This window comes from Pseudobacteriovorax antillogorgiicola, from assembly GCF_900177345.1.
Taxonomy (GTDB): Bacteria; Bdellovibrionota_B; Oligoflexia; order Oligoflexales; family Oligoflexaceae; genus Pseudobacteriovorax; species Pseudobacteriovorax antillogorgiicola.
Genome location: NZ_FWZT01000006.1, coordinates 255235 through 276269 on the forward strand (window position 1 = coordinate 255235; position 21035 = coordinate 276269).

Annotated in this window: 18 protein-coding genes; 11 read left to right on the forward strand and 7 right to left on the reverse strand. The window is 44.6% G+C overall.

Features of this window, described 5'->3' with window-relative positions; translation table 11 throughout:
* Nucleotides 1-11: 11 nt before the first annotated feature.
* Nucleotides 12-962 (reverse strand): 7TM-DISM domain-containing protein, encoded by a 951-nt coding sequence (locus B9N89_RS10340; RefSeq protein WP_132317743.1) that lies wholly within the window; start codon nucleotides 960-962, stop codon nucleotides 12-14.
* 41 nt (nucleotides 963-1003) lie between these two features.
* On the reverse strand, nucleotides 1004-1660 hold the full coding sequence (locus tag B9N89_RS10345) for a hypothetical protein (RefSeq protein ID WP_132317741.1): 657 nt from the start codon (nucleotides 1658-1660) through the stop codon (nucleotides 1004-1006).
* Between the two features lie 798 nt (nucleotides 1661-2458).
* Here B9N89_RS10345 and B9N89_RS10350 point away from each other — a divergent pair.
* Nucleotides 2459-3826, forward strand: a complete 1368-nt coding sequence (locus B9N89_RS10350) for a glycoside hydrolase family 6 protein (RefSeq protein ID WP_132317739.1) — start codon at nucleotides 2459-2461, stop codon at nucleotides 3824-3826.
* A 111-nt stretch (nucleotides 3827-3937) separates the two neighbouring features.
* Here the strand turns inward: B9N89_RS10350 and B9N89_RS10355 are convergent, their stop codons facing one another.
* Complete coding sequence (locus B9N89_RS10355; RefSeq protein ID WP_132317737.1) at nucleotides 3938-4396, reverse strand: NUDIX hydrolase; 459 nt, start codon at nucleotides 4394-4396, stop codon at nucleotides 3938-3940.
* Between the two features lie 176 nt (nucleotides 4397-4572).
* On the opposite strand from B9N89_RS10355, the gene B9N89_RS10360 reads away from it, so the two are divergent.
* The 5 genes from B9N89_RS10360 (at nucleotide 4573) to B9N89_RS10380 (ending at nucleotide 10151) form a co-directional block, all read left to right on the forward strand.
* Nucleotides 4573-5034: an STAS domain-containing protein gene (locus tag B9N89_RS10360; protein WP_132317735.1), complete on the forward strand. Its 462-nt coding sequence runs from the start codon at nucleotides 4573-4575 to the stop codon at nucleotides 5032-5034.
* Nucleotides 5035-5316: 282 nt separating this feature from the next.
* Complete coding sequence (locus tag B9N89_RS10365) at nucleotides 5317-6141, forward strand: c-type cytochrome (RefSeq protein ID WP_132317733.1); 825 nt, start codon at nucleotides 5317-5319, stop codon at nucleotides 6139-6141.
* Between the two features lie 15 nt (nucleotides 6142-6156).
* Complete coding sequence (locus B9N89_RS10370) at nucleotides 6157-7494, forward strand: hypothetical protein (protein ID WP_132317731.1); 1338 nt, start codon at nucleotides 6157-6159, stop codon at nucleotides 7492-7494.
* A gap of 1 nt (nucleotide 7495) precedes the next feature.
* Nucleotides 7496-9055, forward strand: coding sequence for a DUF1501 domain-containing protein (locus tag B9N89_RS10375; RefSeq protein ID WP_132317729.1), 1560 nt, complete (start codon nucleotides 7496-7498; stop codon nucleotides 9053-9055).
* A gap of 460 nt (nucleotides 9056-9515) precedes the next feature.
* The gene (locus B9N89_RS10380; RefSeq protein WP_132317727.1) at nucleotides 9516-10151 is read left to right on the forward strand and encodes a DUF4360 domain-containing protein; all 636 of its coding nucleotides are present in this window, start codon (nucleotides 9516-9518) and stop codon (nucleotides 10149-10151) included.
* Between the two features lie 56 nt (nucleotides 10152-10207).
* Here B9N89_RS10380 and B9N89_RS10385 read toward each other — a convergent pair whose 3' ends face one another.
* Nucleotides 10208-11698, reverse strand: a complete 1491-nt coding sequence (locus B9N89_RS10385) for a SulP family inorganic anion transporter (RefSeq protein WP_132317725.1) — start codon at nucleotides 11696-11698, stop codon at nucleotides 10208-10210.
* Nucleotides 11699-12138: 440 nt separating this feature from the next.
* On the opposite strand from B9N89_RS10385, the gene B9N89_RS10390 reads away from it, so the two are divergent.
* Nucleotides 12139-12723, forward strand: coding sequence for a hypothetical protein (locus tag B9N89_RS10390; RefSeq protein WP_132317723.1), 585 nt, complete (start codon nucleotides 12139-12141; stop codon nucleotides 12721-12723).
* 50 nt (nucleotides 12724-12773) lie between these two features.
* On the opposite strand, the gene B9N89_RS10395 is transcribed toward B9N89_RS10390, so the two are convergent.
* Nucleotides 12774-15068, reverse strand: coding sequence for an alpha/beta hydrolase (locus tag B9N89_RS10395; protein WP_132317721.1), 2295 nt, complete (start codon nucleotides 15066-15068; stop codon nucleotides 12774-12776).
* A 483-nt stretch (nucleotides 15069-15551) separates the two neighbouring features.
* Between B9N89_RS10395 and B9N89_RS10400 the strand changes: the two genes are divergently transcribed.
* On the forward strand, nucleotides 15552-16073 hold the full coding sequence (locus B9N89_RS10400) for a hypothetical protein (protein WP_132317719.1): 522 nt from the start codon (nucleotides 15552-15554) through the stop codon (nucleotides 16071-16073).
* Between the two features lie 432 nt (nucleotides 16074-16505).
* Nucleotides 16506-17447: a GIN domain-containing protein gene (locus B9N89_RS10405; protein WP_159455288.1), complete on the forward strand. Its 942-nt coding sequence runs from the start codon at nucleotides 16506-16508 to the stop codon at nucleotides 17445-17447.
* Between the two features lie 71 nt (nucleotides 17448-17518).
* Here the strand turns inward: B9N89_RS10405 and B9N89_RS10410 are convergent, their stop codons facing one another.
* Entirely contained in the window at nucleotides 17519-18280 is a 762-nt protein-coding gene (locus B9N89_RS10410) for a helix-turn-helix domain-containing protein (protein WP_327354821.1), read from the reverse strand.
* A 178-nt stretch (nucleotides 18281-18458) separates the two neighbouring features.
* Here B9N89_RS10410 and B9N89_RS10415 point away from each other — a divergent pair, with 178 nt between their 5' ends.
* The gene (locus B9N89_RS10415) at nucleotides 18459-19334 is read left to right on the forward strand and encodes a glutaminyl-peptide cyclotransferase (protein ID WP_200820690.1); all 876 of its coding nucleotides are present in this window, start codon (nucleotides 18459-18461) and stop codon (nucleotides 19332-19334) included.
* On the opposite strand, the gene B9N89_RS10420 is transcribed toward B9N89_RS10415, so the two are convergent.
* A complete protein-coding gene (locus B9N89_RS10420; protein ID WP_132317711.1) occupies nucleotides 19317-19961 on the reverse strand; it encodes a globin domain-containing protein in 645 nt (214 codons plus the stop codon). The genes B9N89_RS10415 and B9N89_RS10420 overlap by 18 nt on opposite strands.
* A 147-nt stretch (nucleotides 19962-20108) precedes the next feature.
* Here B9N89_RS10420 and B9N89_RS10425 point away from each other — a divergent pair, with 147 nt between their 5' ends.
* Nucleotides 20109-20582, forward strand: coding sequence for an acyl-CoA thioesterase (locus B9N89_RS10425; protein ID WP_234996090.1), 474 nt, complete (start codon nucleotides 20109-20111; stop codon nucleotides 20580-20582).
* Nucleotides 20583-21035 lie beyond the last annotated feature (453 nt).

A 21035-nucleotide genomic window follows, 5' to 3' on the forward strand; every position in this document is an offset into this window, starting at 1 on the left:
TCAAGAAATTTCTACATTTCGGGGATCTTCAAAAACCATCGAGAGAAGGATATCGACCAAATTAAGGAGATCGGAAAACAGGCAAGAAAGACTTTTGAAAACCATGGGCTACTGGACATAGGTAAATAATAAGCTGCCACCCCATAGATATAGGATTGGGCTAGAGCATAAAAGAAAATATTGAAAGTATATAGTACAAAGCCCTTGTCCAAGTTTAGACTTGCTAAAAATAGATTGAAGAAAAAAAGCCCAACCAGTATTCCATACCAGATAAACAGCATTGAATTTGATTCATTGCTATGCCGCAAGAACTCATCCTTCGACCAAAACCGAAAATCAAACCGCACGGAGGTTTTGGTTTTGATTTTCACATATAAAGTCGTTTCCCCCGGTTTAAAGCTCAGGGGTAAAGCAGGCAATCGAAATGATAGTGTGTCGGGGGGTTTTTCTCGCCAATGACCCACTTGAATATGGGTCACGTTCGAATCATGAATTAGAAAAATATCCAAGTTCTGGGTTGGAGGATACTGAGATTCGAAAACGAGAGTTCTTGTTTCAAGCAGAGGGTTTACAATTTTCAAACGCCCCCAGTGCACCTGCTCACTAAACGGGAATCGAGGTTGATCGCTGCCCTGGGTCTCGAATGCGACGCCTTGGTCATTAATCAGTTCTTCAAGACTTCGATGTTCTCCATCTCCTTCGATATAAAATTCAAGATATTTCTGAAGATAATCACCTTCTTCAAAATTTGCCAAAGAATATTTCGTCGCCCCCTGAGTCGGCGACCAAGCCATAATAATAAGGATAAAGAATGCTGCTGTTTTCAGAACGTAAGTCCACGGAAAAATAAAATGATTCCGCTTCTTATCGGTTTTGGAGAGGCAGCCTTGAAGAATCGAGGACGTTTCTGCGAGGGGAGAAAAAAGTAGGCAAGCTAGTTGCCCAAAAGCGCAACTAGCCACATCGCACTAGCTCCTAGCCCAGAATTCAACTTGACTAGACACTAGATGTACATATCTACACCAATTTGAATAGACTTCTCACCGAGGAGAAAGATATCAGCCCGTAAGTCCATGCTACGGTCAAGCGCAAAACTACCGCCCACTCGCAGATTGATCCGATCATTGCGTTCAGCATCAGCTGAAGCATCCCCGACTTCAGATTGACCATCAGAATAGAGAACCGCATCGAGTCCCCCGTAAATGCTGGCACGACCGGCTCGATGAATCGCTAGACCACCCAGTTTAAGGTCTGTCATACTCCAATCCAGCTCGGTATCACCGGATTCGAAGGTGAAGCGATCATGAGTTAAGTTTCCCGTCATAGCAAACTCAATGGCGCCCGCTTTCTTCAGCATATAACGCCCATCGAAGAAGATACGAAATCCACTCCCGTCATCAAAAGAGAGAGCATTGCCTAACTCCCCGTCAATCAAGAGTCCCAAGCCGCCACCGACCGTAAACTGAGGGCTCACCATTGTGTTCATGCCACCAACGAGCATCTGGCCTTCAACGTCAAACTCGGTATTGTTTTCGTTCTCGTACTCGGTATCCATTAGGAACAAGGCGCCGGTAAAGCGACCCGCTCGGGTATTCGATGTGTGAGCCATCACTCCGTCGGTAATAAGCAAGAAAAACAAACTGTGAAACACAAACCTCATAACCACTCCTTTTATCCAGCCAAAATCATCTATTAACAAAGTATTCCTATCGTTTTTTAAAGATATTGCCAATGCTTTTCGGCCACACACACCAAGTGAACTTTCATAGCTCTGACCTCACTGTACCCCTTGCTTTACAAAGAGTTCAGCTAATTTACGTAGTAGTATCACAGGCGACTTTCTAACTGATAAACTTTTGCTATGTTGCTACGAGGAGACATAAGCTGTCTAGGCTTTTCACCCTTTTTTGGATTCTTCGTTTAACCCAAGTAATGAAAGCACTGAAGAGGCATGCAGGCAATCGTTTGCCTCGAAAGATCTCATCCGCCTTGAGATCATGGACGGAACAAGATTCAAGATATGATTCGATCAATGCGATCACCGCTTCTACGTCTTCTTCACAGAAGCTTGCACCCAAAGGCCAGCCAAAAGAGAGTCCACGAGCCCCCACTATCAACAAAAAAAGCCAATTAGTTATATTCGTTTAGCTATTACGTTTATATACCCCGTAAAAGTCGTAGACACACCGCTTCAATGGCACTATGTTGCCCTAGGCTACCAAGCCATTATGGCGATAGCTGAGCTGTTGTAGAGATGATTGTTGCGAGCTGGAGTCGAAACTAAAATGAAACTTTCCAATAAGTCCGCAAACCGAACCGACCAGCAATTCGCAGAACTGCTCATCGACGCCATGACTGGTGAATAGCCTGTAAGTCTTTCTATCTTAATAGCCATGGGGCTCTTGAGATCGATCGACTATCCCCGTTGCATTTAACTTAACTGACCTGAGGTAGAACGATGAAGAAACCATTGATTGCTTTACTATTGCCGCTGGCGCTGGCGCATTGTGGCCGCAAAGATGGTAGCGGTGTACCCGCCTCCAACCTAGCAACTATTTCCATCAATCAAGATAAGCTTACCGAATCGATGACACTAAAACTGGCTGTCCAGTCCCTGGAAAGCCAGAGTCAGCAAACGTTCAATCTTCGCAAGGGACAGAACCTCGATGATACGTTCGCACCAGGCCCTTATCGAATTGAACTAGACCTAGTTGAAAACAATGTCATTAGCTATAGCAGCAACTTGTGTAGCGAAAAAGTTCAAGATCAGAGCGAGCTTCATACCCTGCGCCCCGGAACCAATGCGATCTCCGTCAAAGTTTGTCGGGCCGATGGCAGCTCCATCGATGTTGGCGAGCCTGATGATGCATCTATCGACTTGGACATTGAGTTTGATGACGAGCCTAAGGAAAAACCGGATCAAGAAATCACATCTAGTTTCTTTGTTGATCCATTCTCACAGGCTTTAACTGCCTACGAATCTGTAAAAAGTAGTTCCGATGAGCGCAAGAAAGAAGCCCTTAAATTCATCGCGGAGCAAGGCACCTTCGTGTGGTTATCGAGCAACTGGATTCCCGGTCCCAAAGGGATTCAAGACAAAGTTACGGAATATCGCAAGCTGTCCCAAGGCAAGATGCTAGGTTTTATTATCTACGATGTTCCGGGGCGAGATTGTGGTCAGTACTCTAGCGGTGGGGTTACAGGGCTGGACGAATACCTCGGCGTAATTCAGCAGGTCATCGATGGTCTCGCTGGATCTCAAGCAATGCTCATATTGGAACCAGATGCCCTAGCTCTCTCAGCCGAAACCCGTTGCAAAAGCGGTCTTGAGAACGCAACGGCAGCCATCGCCAGTGCTGTTGCCCTCCTTAAGGAGCATCGTAACATCAAAACCTATCTCGATGCATCCCACGGCAACTGGCTGGCTGTAGAAACTGTTGTTCCCCTTCTCAAAAAAGCCAACATCGCCGAGGCTGATGGCTTTGCGCTAAATATATCAAACTACGTTTCGACTGAAAAAAACTACACGTTTGGGAAAGCCATCGCAGCGCAGTTGGATAACAAACCTTTTTTGATCGACACAAGCCGCAATGGGCGCGGTGTTTATGGGGATGGTTCGGGCGAAAGCTGGTGCAACCCTCCTGAGCGAGCCCTAGGTAAAAGCCCTCGCTTCGACACTGGTTTAGACGGTGTTGAAGCTTTCATATGGGGTAAAAAACCTGGTGAGTCTGATGGCACCTGTCGAGGAGGTCTCAAGAATGGCGAGTTTATGATCGATACAGCCGTGACTCAGTATTTCAATGCTAAGGATGATGGGATCCTATAGCTGTTTGCTTATCCGTGTGTGCCGCTACATTGCGGTACACACCCCTCTCTCACGAATGGTTAGCCGTAGGGATTTTTCCAGTTGGCTGCAATCGTAATCCACTAGAAAATGCTAGAGCACGCAATAATAGCTTTTTAGGTTCTGATTACTGTTCGATAGAATTGATTTTAGAAACTCCGGCTTAACTGCAATATTTGAAAGTCTAGAAATCTCATGCCATTGAAAGATTGTTTTGTCGTCTGAAAAGCTCAGCGCTTTCTCGGCAATGTCCTCTTGTAAATCAACTTTGAAATAAAAGCCAATCTCGTGAACTGGCTGGCTACCAATTGAAAAGAAATTTTCGCACACAAAAAGAAAATCACCAATTTCAAGGCGAAGACCTAGTTCTTCAAATAGCTCTCGCGAAAGCGCGTCTTTCGAGCTTTCACCTGCTTTTACTCTCCCACCAGGAAGATACCAGTGATTTTCAGCCTTCTGCTTGTTTAAAAGCAACTGATTACCAACTGTTACTATAGCAGCAGACCGAATATTCAGCCTGTGATTGCCTGTTTCAATATTTAAGTCAATCATTGATCTTCTTTCTTCTTTCGCAACTCAATTGACACCCACCGTATCACGTTGAAAACGAAAAAAATGTCTAAGATATCATGCCATGTCATCTGCATATATTCAAAGCACCATAGTAAGATAAGAAATGAGGAAAGAACCCCGCTGACTGGTGTCGGAAACCTTAAGGTCGTGGGTCTATGATTGACGTACTCACGATTCAAAGGCTTAGTGAACTTCAAACTAAGCATATAGTTTCTATCGGCGATGCGAGTGATGATGTGCCCCTGACTTCTGAAGAGAAGGCCCTTCTTGATTCTGCAGAGGGGCGGGTGGTGTTAATTTATCTTAGCGGACCCATGATGTTCGGTGTTTCCAAGGCGATAGCTCGGGAACAGAATGCGATTCAGGATCAAAAAGCTATAGTTCTGGATTTACACGATGTGCCGCTCATAGATACAACAGTCTCGTTGGCTATCGAAAATTTCATCAAGGATTCTGTCGAGTCGGAACGTCTTGTGTTTGTCGTGAAGCCTCAGTCTCAGGCTAAGCGAAGCTTAGAACGGCTAGGTGTATTCGAAATCATCCCCGGTACGCACATGTGTGAAAACCGCAGAGATGCACTGAGCAAGGCGCTCATGACAATTCCAAGCGATGACTAACAGAATCTAACAGAAGAGAAATCTCGACTCATTCAACTAAAGCGGCAAAGATTGTAGACCAAAGAGTTTTTTAATGACAGATAATTCGATTTTATTGAACTAGCTGAGGCGTTTAGACATGACTTGTATTCTTTGTATTCGGTTATTGACAACAGAACCCTCGCAGTAAAACTGTCACTTTTTTCAAACTCAGCATTAGTGATGACTTATTTTAGCTTATTGGCCAGCTTTTTATGATCCTTTAGCGTGTCTCCAACATTCAAACAATGAAGGAGACAATCCATGATTCGATTGAAGTGGATTACGGGGTCAATGCTTTTGGCTCTGTGGGCCCATGATTTTCAAGCTGCGCGGGCGGCTGATACGAACTCTCATGATGAACAATTTACGTTGATGGATGGAGAGCTACTATATCAGAGACACTGCGCTTTATGCCATGGAAGCTTTACAGCAACGCTCAAAAAGGATCGAAGCCCAGAGCAGATTCAATGGGCTATCGCTAATATCCCTGTAATGGCTCTGAGAGACGACCTTTCCCAGCTAAGCGATGAAAAAATATCGGCCATAGCCATGGCTCTATCAACAAAGGCAGATCCTCTAAAATCTAAAAATATCCGTCTCGCCAATCGATTTATCTTCGCATCCCAGCTTAAAACCTGGTTTCAACCAGATTTGCCAAAAGGATCACCGGTTAAGGCTGTTATTCGTCGAAATATTAGCCACCAAGGAGCCCAGCTTGGCGGTTCTTGCTTGCCTCGGGAGCTGGAAAACTGTGGTGTACCTGTAATTGAGGCAACCATGAGCGCGCAATCCCAAGTGGTTCGTCAGGGTTTAATATTTAAAGCCTGCGAAGAGGTGTTAGACCGAGATGAAGCCGTGACATACTTTTTAGGCCTTGCCGGCATCAACCCTAGTGCTACCGTCACTCAAACGTCAATGACCAAAGCGTCTCTGCTTCTCAATAAAGACCGCCCTCTCCCTCAAGGCTCTGTTGAAGCACTCATAAGCCTTTCAAACGCCGCCTATCGACGGAGTGCTATCGCTCTTGATCGCTGGCGCTTTCCGCTGCTGATTATCTGTCAATCACCTTATTTTGAAATACTATGAATAGGAGTTATCAAGATGAAACGCTTCTACATAATCGCTGCCTTTCTATACCTAACCCGCCCAAACCTCGCTTTGGGTAACCAACTCTATCAAAGGTGCTATCAACTCATCACATCAAGTCAGATGCCTCAGAACGACTCTCGCTATCTAGCTATTAGAAGAGGGGCTATAACCGCTCTAGAAGGCTGCACGGCACTCATAGACTACTTGAAACTGGATGAGAACGGTGAGATACAAAACCCAGACGCCCTAGCATCTAAAATTCTATTCACATTTCAAAAGCTTCATGAAGACTGGTTTATCAATAAGACCTTGCCCAACTTGGGAAATGGCAGACAAAACCAGGCTAACTCAGAGCTATTAGATCTCTCGGGCCCGGCAGCTCACTATACCTATGCTTTGTTTACTCCAGGTGTACGCGCCGATGTCATTCTAAAAGGGGTGAGATCGATTCAAACCAGACGCAGTGAGGATCCAGCTGAAACAAGCCTAAACGGTAAGCTTGGTAAATATGACTTTATATTCGGCGAACAAACAATCTTTGCTCCTACGGGAAGGATCGAAGGCATCCGCTTTCCCTCGCAAAGCCCCTGGACCTATAGTTTTAATAATCGAAGTAATAACAAAGTTAGCGAAGGACGCATTGCCGTCTTCAAGCACTATGGATCAGGTTTGATAGGTGATCCCATCTATATACTCAAGAACCTTCTAGAAACAGCATCGTTTCGTGCTGATGGCGCAGTCGCAATGCCCCGCAAGTGGGCTAAGGCAGTGATCTCAGACCTACTGTGTCGCGAGCTGCCCTTGCTTGACAGTGCTGACGTCAAACAGTTCGTTGTTGCAGACTCGGAAACACCTTTCCGCACTAGTGCTGGCTGCACCACTTGCCACGCAAGCATGGATCAAATGGCAGCGGTTCTGCGAGGGGTGCGTCCCAAGCAGCTAGCCAGTAACGGTACTGAACCTGAATATGGAGGCTATTTTATTCATATAGATCCTCCCACTAAAAAACAAATATACAGCTGGAGCGCCAAAGCAGATCGCAGTTACTACCAGCAAACTCCTCGCGGTAGGCTGCTGTATCGTGATTTTCAAGGCACTCTTGTGGACGAACCTCTTGAAGATTTGCAAAGCCTAGGAAAAGCTCTCGCCAGCCGACTCGACCCCTATCTTTGCACCAGCTCTCGCTATTTAGAGTATATGACAGGCTATCGATTTTCTGTTGTCAAGAATCAAAATTCAACACTGCGCTTTCAGCAGCTCATGCGCCTGGCGAGAGATCTCAAGAAACACCAAGACCTTCGCCTCCTATTGAAGGACATCGTTAAACTACCTCTATTCCAGGAGCTATAATATGACTATCAATCGCCGAAAATTCTTACGGCAGGCAGCTGCCCTTGGTCCTATGAGTCTGCCTCTATCCCAGGTTTTTTCAAGTATCCTACTTGGTCAGAGCAACCAACAACAAGCACGTCGCTATGTTGGATTTCACCAGGCTGGTGCTCCATCACGCTGGACATTTGACCTTTTCATCACACCTTATGATCGTGGAAATTTAATTGCCAATTCTATGGTTGCCACTCGCTTTGTATCCGATGGCCAAAGATATGTTGACACTGAGTACCACACCTTTGTCCATCAAGGTATAAACTTCCCACATCTATGGAGCCTGCCATTGCCTCATACCAGTGGGGGCTACCGGCCAATGACTGATTTAGCAGCATCAATGATGGTAATCCAAGGTATAAGCACCGGAAATCCTGGTCACGGAGCAAGTCAAAAACTGCACTTCCAGGCTAATGGCGCTCCAAGCTCTATCCCAGCCATGGCAGCAGACGGCCAAGAAACAGCGCTAAACGCTTTGCACTATAACGTCCAAAACTATCAATTTCGCTCCCTTCGAGGTAAATCAAGCCTTAAACTGACTGGCAGCGGAAATCTGCTTAGCAAAATACTCAATCCATTCAATAGCCATGTAAAAGGAAGTTTGCTGAATTACCGCCAAGAGCTGGGTGTAGCCCTCAAAGCGGCACGGGAAAGCATGAACAACCTACAACAAGTAGACAACCCATCGATTCAAGCATTGATCGCGGATAAAGCTAAGGCTCATGAACTGATGGAACGTGGATTTAGCGATCTTGATCAGGCGTGGCAAGGCCTCGTGCAAAAATACAACAATTTAGTTTGGCGAGCCATTGATCCTAGTCACGAGCTACCGGGCTTGAGCGATGCGCCTATTGGTGTTCCAATCGCTCAGAGAGACAAACGTTACCAGAAAGGATCGAGTATTGTGCAAAATTCAGACCTAAGGACTTTGTTTGATTCCTCAGTGACAGCACCATCATTGGTACATTCTTTTGCTCTCGCCGAATACCTTTTGACCCGAGGCCTTTGCTATACGATCAATCTCGGGCTGGAACGCTTTAGCGGCAAAGCATCCATGGGTTTTGATGAGCACAACTCGGGCCAAATGCCTGTGCTGCTGATCAACTCCTTCTACAATCGAGCCTTCGCAAGCTGCCTTTTAGAATTCACAGACAGACTCAAGGAAGAAGGACTTTTCCGCGGAACAATCATTGAAATGGGAGGTGAGTTTAATCGAAGTCCTAAGGCAGATGGCTCAGGTTCTGACCATGGCTGGCAAGGAAAATCTGTAGCGATCTTCAGCGGCGATATTCAAGGGCCATATATCGTTGGCAACTTGAGACACGACTCTCGCCAAACATACAAAGGTTCTTGGGGTCATGGAGCTTCGATCCCTGATCTCGGAGAGCAGCTCAATATTGGTCATTGGTCTGTCAGCTGCAGCCGCTTACTGGGTGTGCCTGCTGGTATCAACTCGGCCTCCAGTATCATCGAAGAAAAAGACACGTATCTCAAACCACTGATACCAAACACTCGATATGAGAGCTAAAGTTTCCATTTTTCAAGTGGCCCCTAAGGTTTCCAGACTTGAATGGCCTGGGCGATAACTTACTCACCGCATTGGGGGAGGTGGACGATTCCAGAATCGGCTCAAGGCTCTCCGCCAAAGGAGAAAGTTTTGTCGATCTTGTATAGAACAAAAATCGCTTTTGTAGGAAGATGACAGTCACAAGTAAGATCTGTGACGTTTTCTTTTAGCAGCCTGTTGTTCTGCTGAGTTTGACTGAGATTTACGATCCTCAAACTCAGCAGTATCTAACCTTATCTTCCAATATCTTTGCAAATCGATGTTCACTAAGACTTCGGCTTAACGAACGCTTTTTCCAGAACCTATTGGTGTTCATCCTGTAAGCCAATTTTTTAGTTTTCCTCAACAGCTGGTGTCTTGGCACAAGTCCTGCTCCTACCTCAGCAGTTACCTACCATTCAACATTGAGAAAGGATTTCTTATGTTAAACTTGAAAGCCCTAGCAATCTCTGCAAGTCTCGGAACTGTTTCACTCGCTGGATCAGCATCGGCATTTGCCCCCGCCGGCGACGTCAAAGTAAAAAGCATTCAATACAACGGCAGCGGATGTCCTTTGGGAACTGTTTCTCAGAACATCTCAAGCGACAAGCAAGCCTTTACGCTAACGTTTGCTGAGTACATTGCTGAAGCTGGCCCAGACTTCCGCCTCAGCGATGGTCGTAAAAACTGCCAACTAACCCTTACCCTCCAAGTTCCCCAAGGATGGCAGTTCTCCATCGGTTCTTTCGACTACCGTGGATTCCTTTTCGCAGACGAAGGTATGATGGCTGAGCACAACACGTCTTACTACTTCCAGGGTAGTGGCTTCACTGGCCGATTCCGTGAAAGACTCAACGGTCCAATCTATGAGGACTACCACTTCCGCGAAAATGTTGGTATCGAGTCTTTGGTTTGGTCACCATGTGGTGTTGAGCGTGCTCTAAACGTTAACACTGCTATCAGCGTTCGAAACACTAACAAGTACGACTTCCCATACTCAGAAGCTGTTATGGGGACAGATTCAATCGACGGTCAGATTCGCCAGGTTTGGGGAATTTCCTGGAGACGCTGTCGCTAAAAAAAGAGGGCTGCTCTCCTGAGCAGCCCTTCCTATCAGAGAAAAGAATGACCTTACTAAGTGATGGGGTCGAGCTTGTTAATAGCCACCATATTGCCCGCCTTGAGAAATATCTTTTCGCAGTCATCACTTAGGTTAATGATGTGCAAAACCTTACCATTCTTGCGATACTTCTCGGTCAAGCTATCGATTGCTTCGAGCCCGGAATGATCCACCACCTTTGCATGTGCAAAGTCTACAATAACCTGTTCAGGATCATTCGCAACATCAAATATGCTCATGAAGTCGGTTGTAGAGCCAAAAAATAGAGAGCCTTGGAGTCGATAAGTCTTACGCCCCTCTTCAAGCTCCGTATTGGCCGTCATATGTTTTGCATGTTTCCATGCAAAAGCTAATGCAGATACAATAACACCTACTATCACCGCTACCGCGAGATCCGTAAATACGGTCACCGCAGAAACCAAAATAATCACAAAAGCGTCGGCCTTTGGAACCCTATGGAGTATCCGGAGGCTCGACCATTCAAATGTTCCAATCACAACCATAAACATAACACCGGTCAGGGCAGCTAGTGGAATTTTCTCAATCAGACTCGAACCAAAAAGAATGATTGCCAACAGTGATAACGCAGCAGTAATCCCCGACAAGCGACCTCGACCACCTGAACTGATATTGATCATACTCTGACCGATCATAGCGCAACCACCCATGGCTCCAAAAAAGCCGTTGGTAAGGTTGGCAACACCTTGAGCCAAACACTCTTGGTTGGGTCGTCCCTTCGTTTCAGTCATCTCATCGATGACGCTCAGAGTAAGCAAGGATTCGATCAGACCCACACCCGCCAGAACGAGGGAATATGGAAAAATGATTTCTAAAGTTTCCATAGTAAAAGGTACCGAAGGAATATGAAAGGCTGGCAAGCTACCTGCAATAGAAGCCACATCACCCACAGTTCGGGAGTCTAGGCTCAACCCTATGGCAACAAAACTCACTGTCACGATTGCTACTAGCGAAGACGGTACAGCTTTGGTGAGCTTTGGTAAGAAATGGATAATACTCATGGTTAGAAGGATCAGGCCCGCCATTACATAAAGCTCCTGCCCAGCCATCCACTGTGTGCCTCCATCAGCAGTGGGCACCTTGAATTGGCCCAATTGGGCTAGAAAAATAACGATGGCCAAACCATTCACAAAACCAAGCATCACGGGATGGGGTACAATACGGATAAACTTCCCTAATTTAAGAGCTCCTGCCCCGATCTGGAGAACCCCCGTAAGGACCACAGCAGCAAACAAATACTCAGCCCCATGACTTGCCACTAGAGCCACCATGACCACAGCCATAGCACCAGTTGCCCCTGAGATCATTCCGGGGCGTCCCAGAACCGCTGTTATCAACCCAACCATAAACGCTGCATAAAGCCCCACTAAGGGCTCCACTCCCGCGACGAATGAAAACGCGACAGCTTCAGGAACGAGGGCCAATGCCACTGTAATCCCTGATAATACATCGTTTTTCACCTGAGAGATGGAAAGACTCTTCACCATACATCATCCGTTCTTATATTTATGTCAAAAACGCATGGATACTAACAGATAGCTGGAGAAAAACAATCAGTTTTTCCAAGGAATTGAATGTATAGCACCACCAAATGGAATGGCTCAGCTTTATCTCAAGCACGAAGTCTTTTGATCCTCAAAATCGTGAGTGAAAAGCTTCTTGATATGATTGCGAATGCCATTTTCTGAGTAAGGCATTAGAAAGATATGGCTGCGGGGGCAGTCCGCAAGCTGCTGCTACAAGGAAGTCGCTCGTTGCGATAAAAGTGGGAAAAAATTGATATGGGGCAGGTGAGGTTGGCTGAGTATCTTGACAATGCTCGTTAAGCAATATTTATGCGCTTGTTTACTCCTATACTTCTTGTGCTTTCCTATCCTCCTAGAGAGACAGGTAAATCATATGTTTTTTTCTTATTAAAGGAATAGAAATGAAAAAACTTGCGCTTCTTGGACTACTGATAGGATCAACTTGCCTCAGCCAAAACGGCACTCAAGAACAACATCAAGAAAGAGAGTTCGCTCTCCAGTTTTCAGGGTCTATTGGTAAGGATTGGGGAAAGAATGAGGACTATACCTATGCTAGCGAGTCCATCTCCATCTATTCGAGCTTGCTCAAGCTCCAAAACCATTTTCACTATGGTTTTACCGCGGGAATTTCAAGGTCTCGCCCCGTCGAAGGATCGGGAAACACCTCGGCTAGTTTAGGTCTTATAGCAAAGTGGACTCTCAACGATATTCAAACTGCGGAGCAAACCCCTTATATCTCCGCTACTGCATCAAAGAATAAGTCCACTGCGGACAACTCCTTCTACGAAACTAAGTCCGATCAGATCTCTCTTGGTCTAGGATACGAAATTTTTCTTAATAAGTTTGTTTCCTTTCAGCCAGAAATAAGCATGACTCGTCGATGGAATCATGAAGAAACCAATTGGTATGATGGTAACCGCGATCAAGTTGATGTGGGCAAGGAAGACGATGTAGGTTTCCGCTTTGGACTAGGCATTTATATATAAGCGATTAACATCAGAGGAAACTAAATTATCCTCTGATGCAATCCTACTATTTATCTAGTCAAATAGATGTTATCCAAGATATAGCTAATATCGATCGGCTCTCCTAAAAGATTTCTTAGGTTACCAGGCAGAACCAAGTCGATTTGCTGAATGCCATTGGTATCGATGTGTGAGCTGAAGCGATCAAAGGGCACACGGACAGTTTGCTCTAAGACTATTGACCAGGGGTTATAGCCACCAAAGAAAACGAGGTAATCAGTGGGTGCTTGCCAATGGCCTTCAGAAAAGAGATCACGGGTACTGAGTTCATGAGCGTTCTGCTGATCATCCACGATACGGACTTTGATATGAACATCAGCCTTGCGGGCCAGATGGCGGAAATCGAAAGATAGAATATCTAGCCTTTCACCTCTAGAATCAAATCTTGGGATCGATTCATCGAAATATAGGCTATAAACAGACTCACTCGCCCCTTCAGGGCAGCTTAACTTCAGGCCTCTTCCACTTACGATCTCCTCAAAAGAAGACTCGCAGCTTCCTGTATAAGTGCTATGTCCCGTTATACCTAGATCATTTTCAACGAACACTGATTCATTATCCCCACCTTCAAAATGTTGAATAAACAATCTGTCTTTCCCATGATAAGCCTGGGTCAGCTTAAGAGAGCCGAGGGGCGTTTCACAATCGCCTTGCAGCACATTGCGAGGTAGAATCTGCTGAAGGCTGTTTTTATCTTTAAGAACTTGTGTAATAGATTCATCGCCTAGATGAGATCCAAGGGCTACCGCTTGGATATATGCCCTAGCAATGGCTAGCTGATCGTCTTTGCACAATGTTTTTCTAGAGTCGTAGCATAAGATGTAACGGCTACAGCTTAGAGAGTACTCCGGATGCTCAGCCCAAACCGAGTTAAAGCCATTGTGATTGCCATGACGAACATAGAGTAACCCTTTTTCATATGGCGACGGGCTCGTGGTGCTTAAATCTTCTATTGGGTTCGCATTATAATAGGTTTTGTAACCGCTAGTGCGCCCTACATCACCATCTCGCCCACCGTTGACATGAAAGTAGTTAGCCGGAACAGCGAAGTCATAGTCGGGAGTTCTTGTCCCATCTTGCGAGACTGGCGAAATATTGGTCGTGGGTGCTAAAGCCACCACTGTTTTAATCTTGAAATCCCATGGACCAAACCCATTCACCACAGAGCCATCGATGGCAATAGAGCTGCTATCACTGGTAGCAAAATAAGCTTGGCTTTGCCCTTTTAGGCTATACTGATTGAATACTGGTGCCAGAGCTGCAGCTCGCCCTCCCCTCGAATGTCCGACAACCATCACCTGATTCATATCTATCTTCTGATATAATTCATGTTGCGGATCATCATTCCAGATTTTGAACTGCTTCAGGTGCTCCAATAGCAAAATGGCTCTCGCTTCGTTATTTGAGCCTTCATTCATAAAATTCATATCTACAGTAACAGCGATAAAACCGTGACTCGCTAGGCTTTCACAGTAAGGTTCATACCCTGGTCCTGATCTTTCCTGAGGTGAGTGGTTGCCATGGAGAAATATAGCAAGGGGAGCGGGCCTTTCCAATGACTCTGGTTTATAAAAAACACCTGTCAGGGGTGCTGCCTCAACCCGTGCTGGATAAATCTTGTCATTGCCAAGACCAAACGAAGACATATCGATTTGTGCACTTCGATACATAGCATTGTTGAACATGTGGTAGTCAGCAAAGTTTGTGACACTGGTGTAACTAGTGCCCGACATTTCGATGATTGGGTTCGTCACCAAGTCTTGATAATCCAAGTTTAGAGGTGCATAGACTTGCCGCGTAGTTTGGTATGGGCCGTAGGATATCACCGGATGTGGGTTTGCACTTGAGTCAAGTATGGTGAGGCTTACGTCATCAATTTGTACCAAACCCTTTTGGTGACCGAAATCAAAGATCACCCGACTTTCATCATCAGCCCCAAAGTTGCTTTGAAGAGTCAATTCGAATCGAGTCCACTCTTGTCCCAATCTCACAGTTTCCAGCTCTGCTGTCCAAGGACTGTGAAACATACCGATTCCAGCCAAGAGATCACGGCTTCGATCCGACTTTGCCCGAAAGCGAAGCTTATACTTTTTATCCTCGATTGGCAGACCGTAGCTGAGATTGCCCTCCCATGCGTCTCCACTTTCTTGAATATAGGCCTCAAAGTACCCCTGATCTTTTACACCTCCATTATTTGTAGACCAATTTTCAAGACCAAGGTCAAAGCTAGGATTTTCAATTAACTCTGCGTTTGCAGACGCAAAACCCGACATAAATGTGAGGCAAGCGACAAGTAATTTTCTCACTGATATTTTCCTTTGGATGATAGAAGCGCAACAGTTGTTCTCATAACTGTGAGCCAGTTTTAGTTGGCTTAGCCTATAACAATGATGTTCAAATGCAAGGTCTTTGTTGCTGGTATTTATCTATTTCACAATCGTCAGTTCAGTCCAGAAAAATATCTACTTCAGTAATGACATCTGAGAATGATTCGTATAATTGCTTTATTTATAAGGGAAGCGATCCATTTTCTAATTGCTGGCTAACCAGTCAAAGTTTGCTCAACAACTGTTTAACCACGGTCATTCTTCAAAGAGATCTCTCCCAAAGCTCTTTGATAGGCTGGAGATAGTCTCAGTTAACGATAACGAAGTCGATCCGGTGGAACAGAGGCCTTTCAAATGTACTCTAGAGAAGAGCGCTTCATGCCATTGCCCCTAAAATATGGCTTTACCTTCCAAATAAAATAGATTCCATTGTAAGCACTTGTCAAAAATAGGAGTGAGAATATGAATAAAATTTCAAAGTCAATTATACTAAGTTCATTCATGGCTCATACAGCTTTTGCTACGAGTTGGAACTTCAACTCAACAACTCTATGTAAGCTTCACTACTCTTCTACAGCTTATGGAAAAGAAGTAGAATCCGTTGTCGCACACACTGGCTTATATACTGAAAAAGGTAGTTATACAGGCATCCCCAGTGGAGTCTTCTTCTGGTCTGATATTCAGGACATCTCTCTTGATCGTAAAGACCCAAGCTCTCCATTAGTCGGTAATGTAGTTTTATCTGGATCTGGAGGACAATGGCGGGATACAGTTCTATATCCTGTGGTTCAATACTTCGTTACATTCAACGATGGATCATCACTGATTTCAAACGTCCACGAAATCGAGATTATAAAAGAAATATCCTCAAGAGATTATAGAGAATACACAAAATCGATCGAAAAACTGAACAATGAATTCCTTGGTAGCTCGCCCATAACTAGGACTGAATGTGTTGAAGCTTCGATCTACCGAGCTAGCTAGCGCCTTTAGCTGGAATCTGCCCTCTAAGACTAACTTAGTCTTAGAGGGTGCTCTTTATAGAGATCCTAGACTAAGTGCGAAACATTATTGATCCTAACAGTTTATCGAAAGTGCATATATTTAGACCAACTGACACGATGCTTTTCATAGTTCAAACCTTCATTTACCTCATATTTCATTGTTATTATTAGATATTTTACATTTTCCCTTTCCGATTAAGACACAAAATCGGTTAACCCGACAAACCACATTTTCTCAACAAGTCGAATATTTTAATCCTTCTTACCCGGAAAAGATTTAAAATTTTAGACCCTCGTGGATTAAATATCCCGCAGCCTAATTCAGGCCACAACTTTGCAACGTCTAGGACAAACAAAGATTCATCTAGGATCAACAATGGTGTGGTACACGACTAAAGGAAAGGTAATTAATATGCACGCGATGACAACTAATCTCAGTCTACTATTAACAATTGTCCTTCTATTTTTGGGTTGCGACGCAGAAACTCCCAATCAGCAAAACCCTTCGCCTCAACAGCAGTCTCAAGAGAATACTTCCGATGGTGATTCGAGTGACCAAAAGGGCTCGCAAGAGGATGGAGCAGAAGAGCAGGAAGAAGAAAAGGAAGAGGAAGAAAAAAAAGCAGCTGAGGAACTCGCTGCCCCAAAGCCTCCTAAGTTAGTTAATGGTGGAGAAAGTACAGCCTTTAATTGTGAAGATGGAAATGTACTTGCTGGTAATGGTAACGACTTGGAAACAGCAAGAGATATCGACCCCTACACGGGCATTCGAATAAATCAAACTCTTCGCGTAGCTGTCGACCCTACGGTTCAGGCCGGCCAAGTTCTCCTCCGTGGAGACTCAAATCTACACGATAGAGTCACAAGCAATGTCAATGGCGGAGATCTCACCTTATCTTTTCTGGAAGGTTGTTACCGCTATGCAAAGCTACACATTCTTGTGAACCCTGCTAACCTAGACAGCATTACCCTTGATGGTGCTTCTACGTTCGTTACGAGAAAAAACCTTAGTTCTGATGCCCTGAATGTAGAGGTGAACGGTGCTTCAACTGGATGGGTATCCGGTGGGTTCGAGTCCCTGATTGTATTAGTGGATGGGGCTTCAAATCTTGATATGACTGGTCGCGCTACGAGTATCGAAGCTGAAATTAGAGGAGCTTCGGAAGGTCAGTTGGAGAAGTTGGTAGCAGACTCTGTAGCGATCATCGCAGCTGGTGTCTCCAACGTGAGCGTGAAAGCCAATAAAGAACTTAAAGTCAATGCCTCAGGTATTTCGACAGTAATCTATGAAGGCGATGTAGTGTCCCCTGAAATAACTACTGAGTCGAACTTAGATACTGTCGAAAGAAAGTAGTGTTAGTCCCTTCTTCATCGTGGGTTCTTAGGTCATCAACCTAGGGACCCTTTCAATAGTTCAACCATATTCTATATCTCCGGTATCTCGTGAATAATATTCAAAGACTTACTAACAACGATTAACATATTAAAATCATTTAATCTTTCATGATTAAATGCTAGTTCGTCTTGTCCACCAACCTTATCAAACTGATCACACTGTTCCTGGAGGCCTCGACAAATAATATCCATTCCTTTTTCAGATAAACGTCCCGATCGAATACGAAGAAAGGTTTTGCTATCATCGCCAAGTACGGGAAATACATGGTTGAGGAACCTTGTCGAATATTCTCTAGCCAACACCTTGTACAGTTCAGATCCTTTAAAAACATTAATGGGAGGCTTAACGATCAACTTAATGCGATCTTTTGGATGAACTTCTAAAAGTTGAAGATCTTCAAGTTTTGCTAGGTACTTTCGAATCGATGCTTCAGACAATTTATACTTGGATCGTATCCAGTTCAAGTTGCAGCCTGACACCAAAAGCTCGTCAAAAAAATAGAAATAATTTATTTTTTCTATAAAAAAATTTTCTTGTTCCTGACTGTAACGGGATACAACTGGCTCTTCGTTTACTGCCTTGATCACCAAGTCTGAAAATGAAACACCGATAGCTTCACAGATCTGATTAAGGCTACTCACTGACCCATCTTTTTTCCTAAAGGTGTACTTGATAGAACTTTCTGAACAACCTAAGCGCTCTGATAGTTCACTGTAGGTCATCTTTTGATCCTTTAGGATGCCCTTCAGAGTGTTTATCAATTGGCTATATAAGGGGTCAATACTAGGCAAATGCTACCTACTACAAAGTGTAGTTAGAGAGCTTCATTATAGCATTGTTGAGTCCATCCGTCCAAATAGGCCTTTTGACGATTCGAAGGCACATAGCTGGTTTCAGCCTCTAAGTTTCGCTGCTAAAAACTATGCTATAGTACCGATAACTATACTTTTGCAACTTTGGAGATATCGTGTGTTAGATATCACCTATAAACCGCACCGAACTACAAAGACGTCAACACCTTCTCTGGTTCTGTATTTCACCCTAGTCGCGGCATGTTCTACAAACCAGCAGGATGGTAACCCCGTCGCAGCAGATGCATCTCCAGTTTCTTATAGTGTTGAAGTCATGGCCGAGTATCCCCATGATCCAGAGGCCTTCACTCAAGGTCTATTGGTAGAAGATGGATTCTTTTACGAGTCCACCGGGCTATACGGCCAATCCAGCTTACGAAAAGTGGAACTTTCCACAGGAGACGTAGCGAAGACCTATTCCCTGGAGTCGAATTACTTTGCAGAAGGGCTTGTGAAATGGAACGATACACTAATTCAGCTAACCTGGAAGTCAGGTGTCGCGTTTGTCTACGAGGAGACAGATTCAGGGTTTGATCGGAGCGACAAAGTGTTTCAATATGACCACGAAGGCTGGGGAATCACGACAGACGGCAAGCAATGGATCCTTAGCGATGGAACTTCGACCTTGCGCTTTTTAGAACTCAGCGACTTCAGTCTTATCAGCTCAGTAGAGGTAACTTTGGAAGGCCAGGCCCTAGACCAACTCAATGAGTTAGAATATATTGATGGCGCAGTTTATGCCAATGTATGGCTCACAAATCAAATTGTCATCATTGATCCATCAAGTGGTATTGTCACAGGTCTGGTGACTGTTGACCTAGAATCGCTTCTAGGGAGCGAAGTGGTCTCTGCCCTAGGATCTGATGATGTTCTCAATGGAATCGCCTATGATTCAGATCAAGACCGAATCTTGATCACGGGCAAGCGTTGGCCAAAGATTTTTGAGGTCCAGTTTGTTGCCAATGATGGGCTCAGTTTAAGCAGCTCCCTTTAAGCTTTTAACAATTGCCTTTACTTCATCAGATGAGGCAAGGTTATCTAGCTCTTCTTTGAGAATTGCCCGAAACTCTTGTTGAATGGCGTCAGCAATCGCTTTTTTCACTGCCAACCGAATTTCATCTTTAACAAGTTGAGGAATTTCGATTCCCAACTCACTATTGTTACTTCCCTCGCTATTGCTACTCTCCTCTTTCATAGGAACCACATTATTAAGTTTCGCTCGCATTCCGATTATCATGTAATCTGCGATAGTTTTGATCGCAGCTGACCAATTGGTTTCTAATTCATCGGTCCATTCATCTTCAAAATAGAATTTAAGGCTGCTAAGTAGTGCGTCCGCAACCCAAGCAAAATGTTCTTCTTCAGCACCATAGGTTACGTGACGTTCCCCTAGATTTTGAAGATATTCGGATAGTCGATCAGGATTATCTAGATTCGCAACGATGAAATCGAGGGAGTTGTAAAGTAGCTGCTGTTGTTTCGCGATATCTACCTTATGAAACAGGCCTTTCGCTTCGGGGTGGTTTTGAAACAGTGTTTCATAAAACTTGTCCGTCAGCTGCTCACTAATGGTATTAGTTCTTCTAAAGCTGTCTCGAATAATCTTTACACTAAAAGCCATATTCCACCTCTTACATTTCTCCTAGGGTTGGAGTCGGACAATCAGCTAGAAACTTTCGGCAGATGAAAAGATTTTTATGTAAGATTCTATGATCCTGGTAAAATTTCAGGAGCTGTTAGTAAACCTACGAGTAGGAAGGAGACTCCAATGATTCCCGAACAAGATGTCCTTAAGACAAATTCAGTACAAATGACTATTCTGGTCACCCCTGACCTAGCGAACTTTTCTGGTGAAATGCATGGGGGAGAGCTTTTGAAATTCCTCGACAAGGTCGCATATACGTGCGCGATGCGCTACTCGGGCCACTATGTCGTGACACTTTCAGTGGACAAGGTTCTTTTTAAGCAGCCCATCCACATCGGAGAGCTACTGACCTTTCTAGCTTCCGTAAATTATACGGGACGTACATCTATGGAAATTGGCATTAAAGTAATAGCTGAAGACCTTAAGAAACGCTCTGTACGACATACCAACAGCTGCTACTTCACGATGGTGGCTCTTGACGAGAATCGCAAGCCAGTGGCAATCGAGCCGTTTAAGCCTGAAACGGAAGAAGAGAAGAGTCGTTATAAGGAGGCTGAAGCGAGACGGGCCATGAGCCTCAAAAGCCTCGCCACATGAACTCAACTGCTCAACTATGATTAACTGTAAGATTTTAGATTAGGATGCTTTTGGGTGAGGACCCCAGCTTGGACGGTAGTAGATTTCCCAAACTTCACACCCTTGAGGTTCCTGCCCGTCCGGCAGCTTTTTAGGCTTTTGGTCGTTCTTCATGGTTTACTCCCGATTACTGCAACTCGTTTTTCCCTAGTATAATATGCTTATCGCCCTAACCCCTCCCTAAAGTTATGGCCGATATAGGCCATACTGTGATTACATGCCCTTACCTACTATAAACAAATGTTCAATTTTAAAAAAAGCAAAACTAGCCCTTTTTTGCTATACAAAATTTAGAAACTGTCTAGCAAATTCTTGGCTACATGCTTTAAAAAAAGGCTCTGGGGCTACTTAGGCTTCAGCTGATGACTTAGCGAAAGATTTTTAATTCTTTCGCTTTCGAAAAAATGCTTTGGG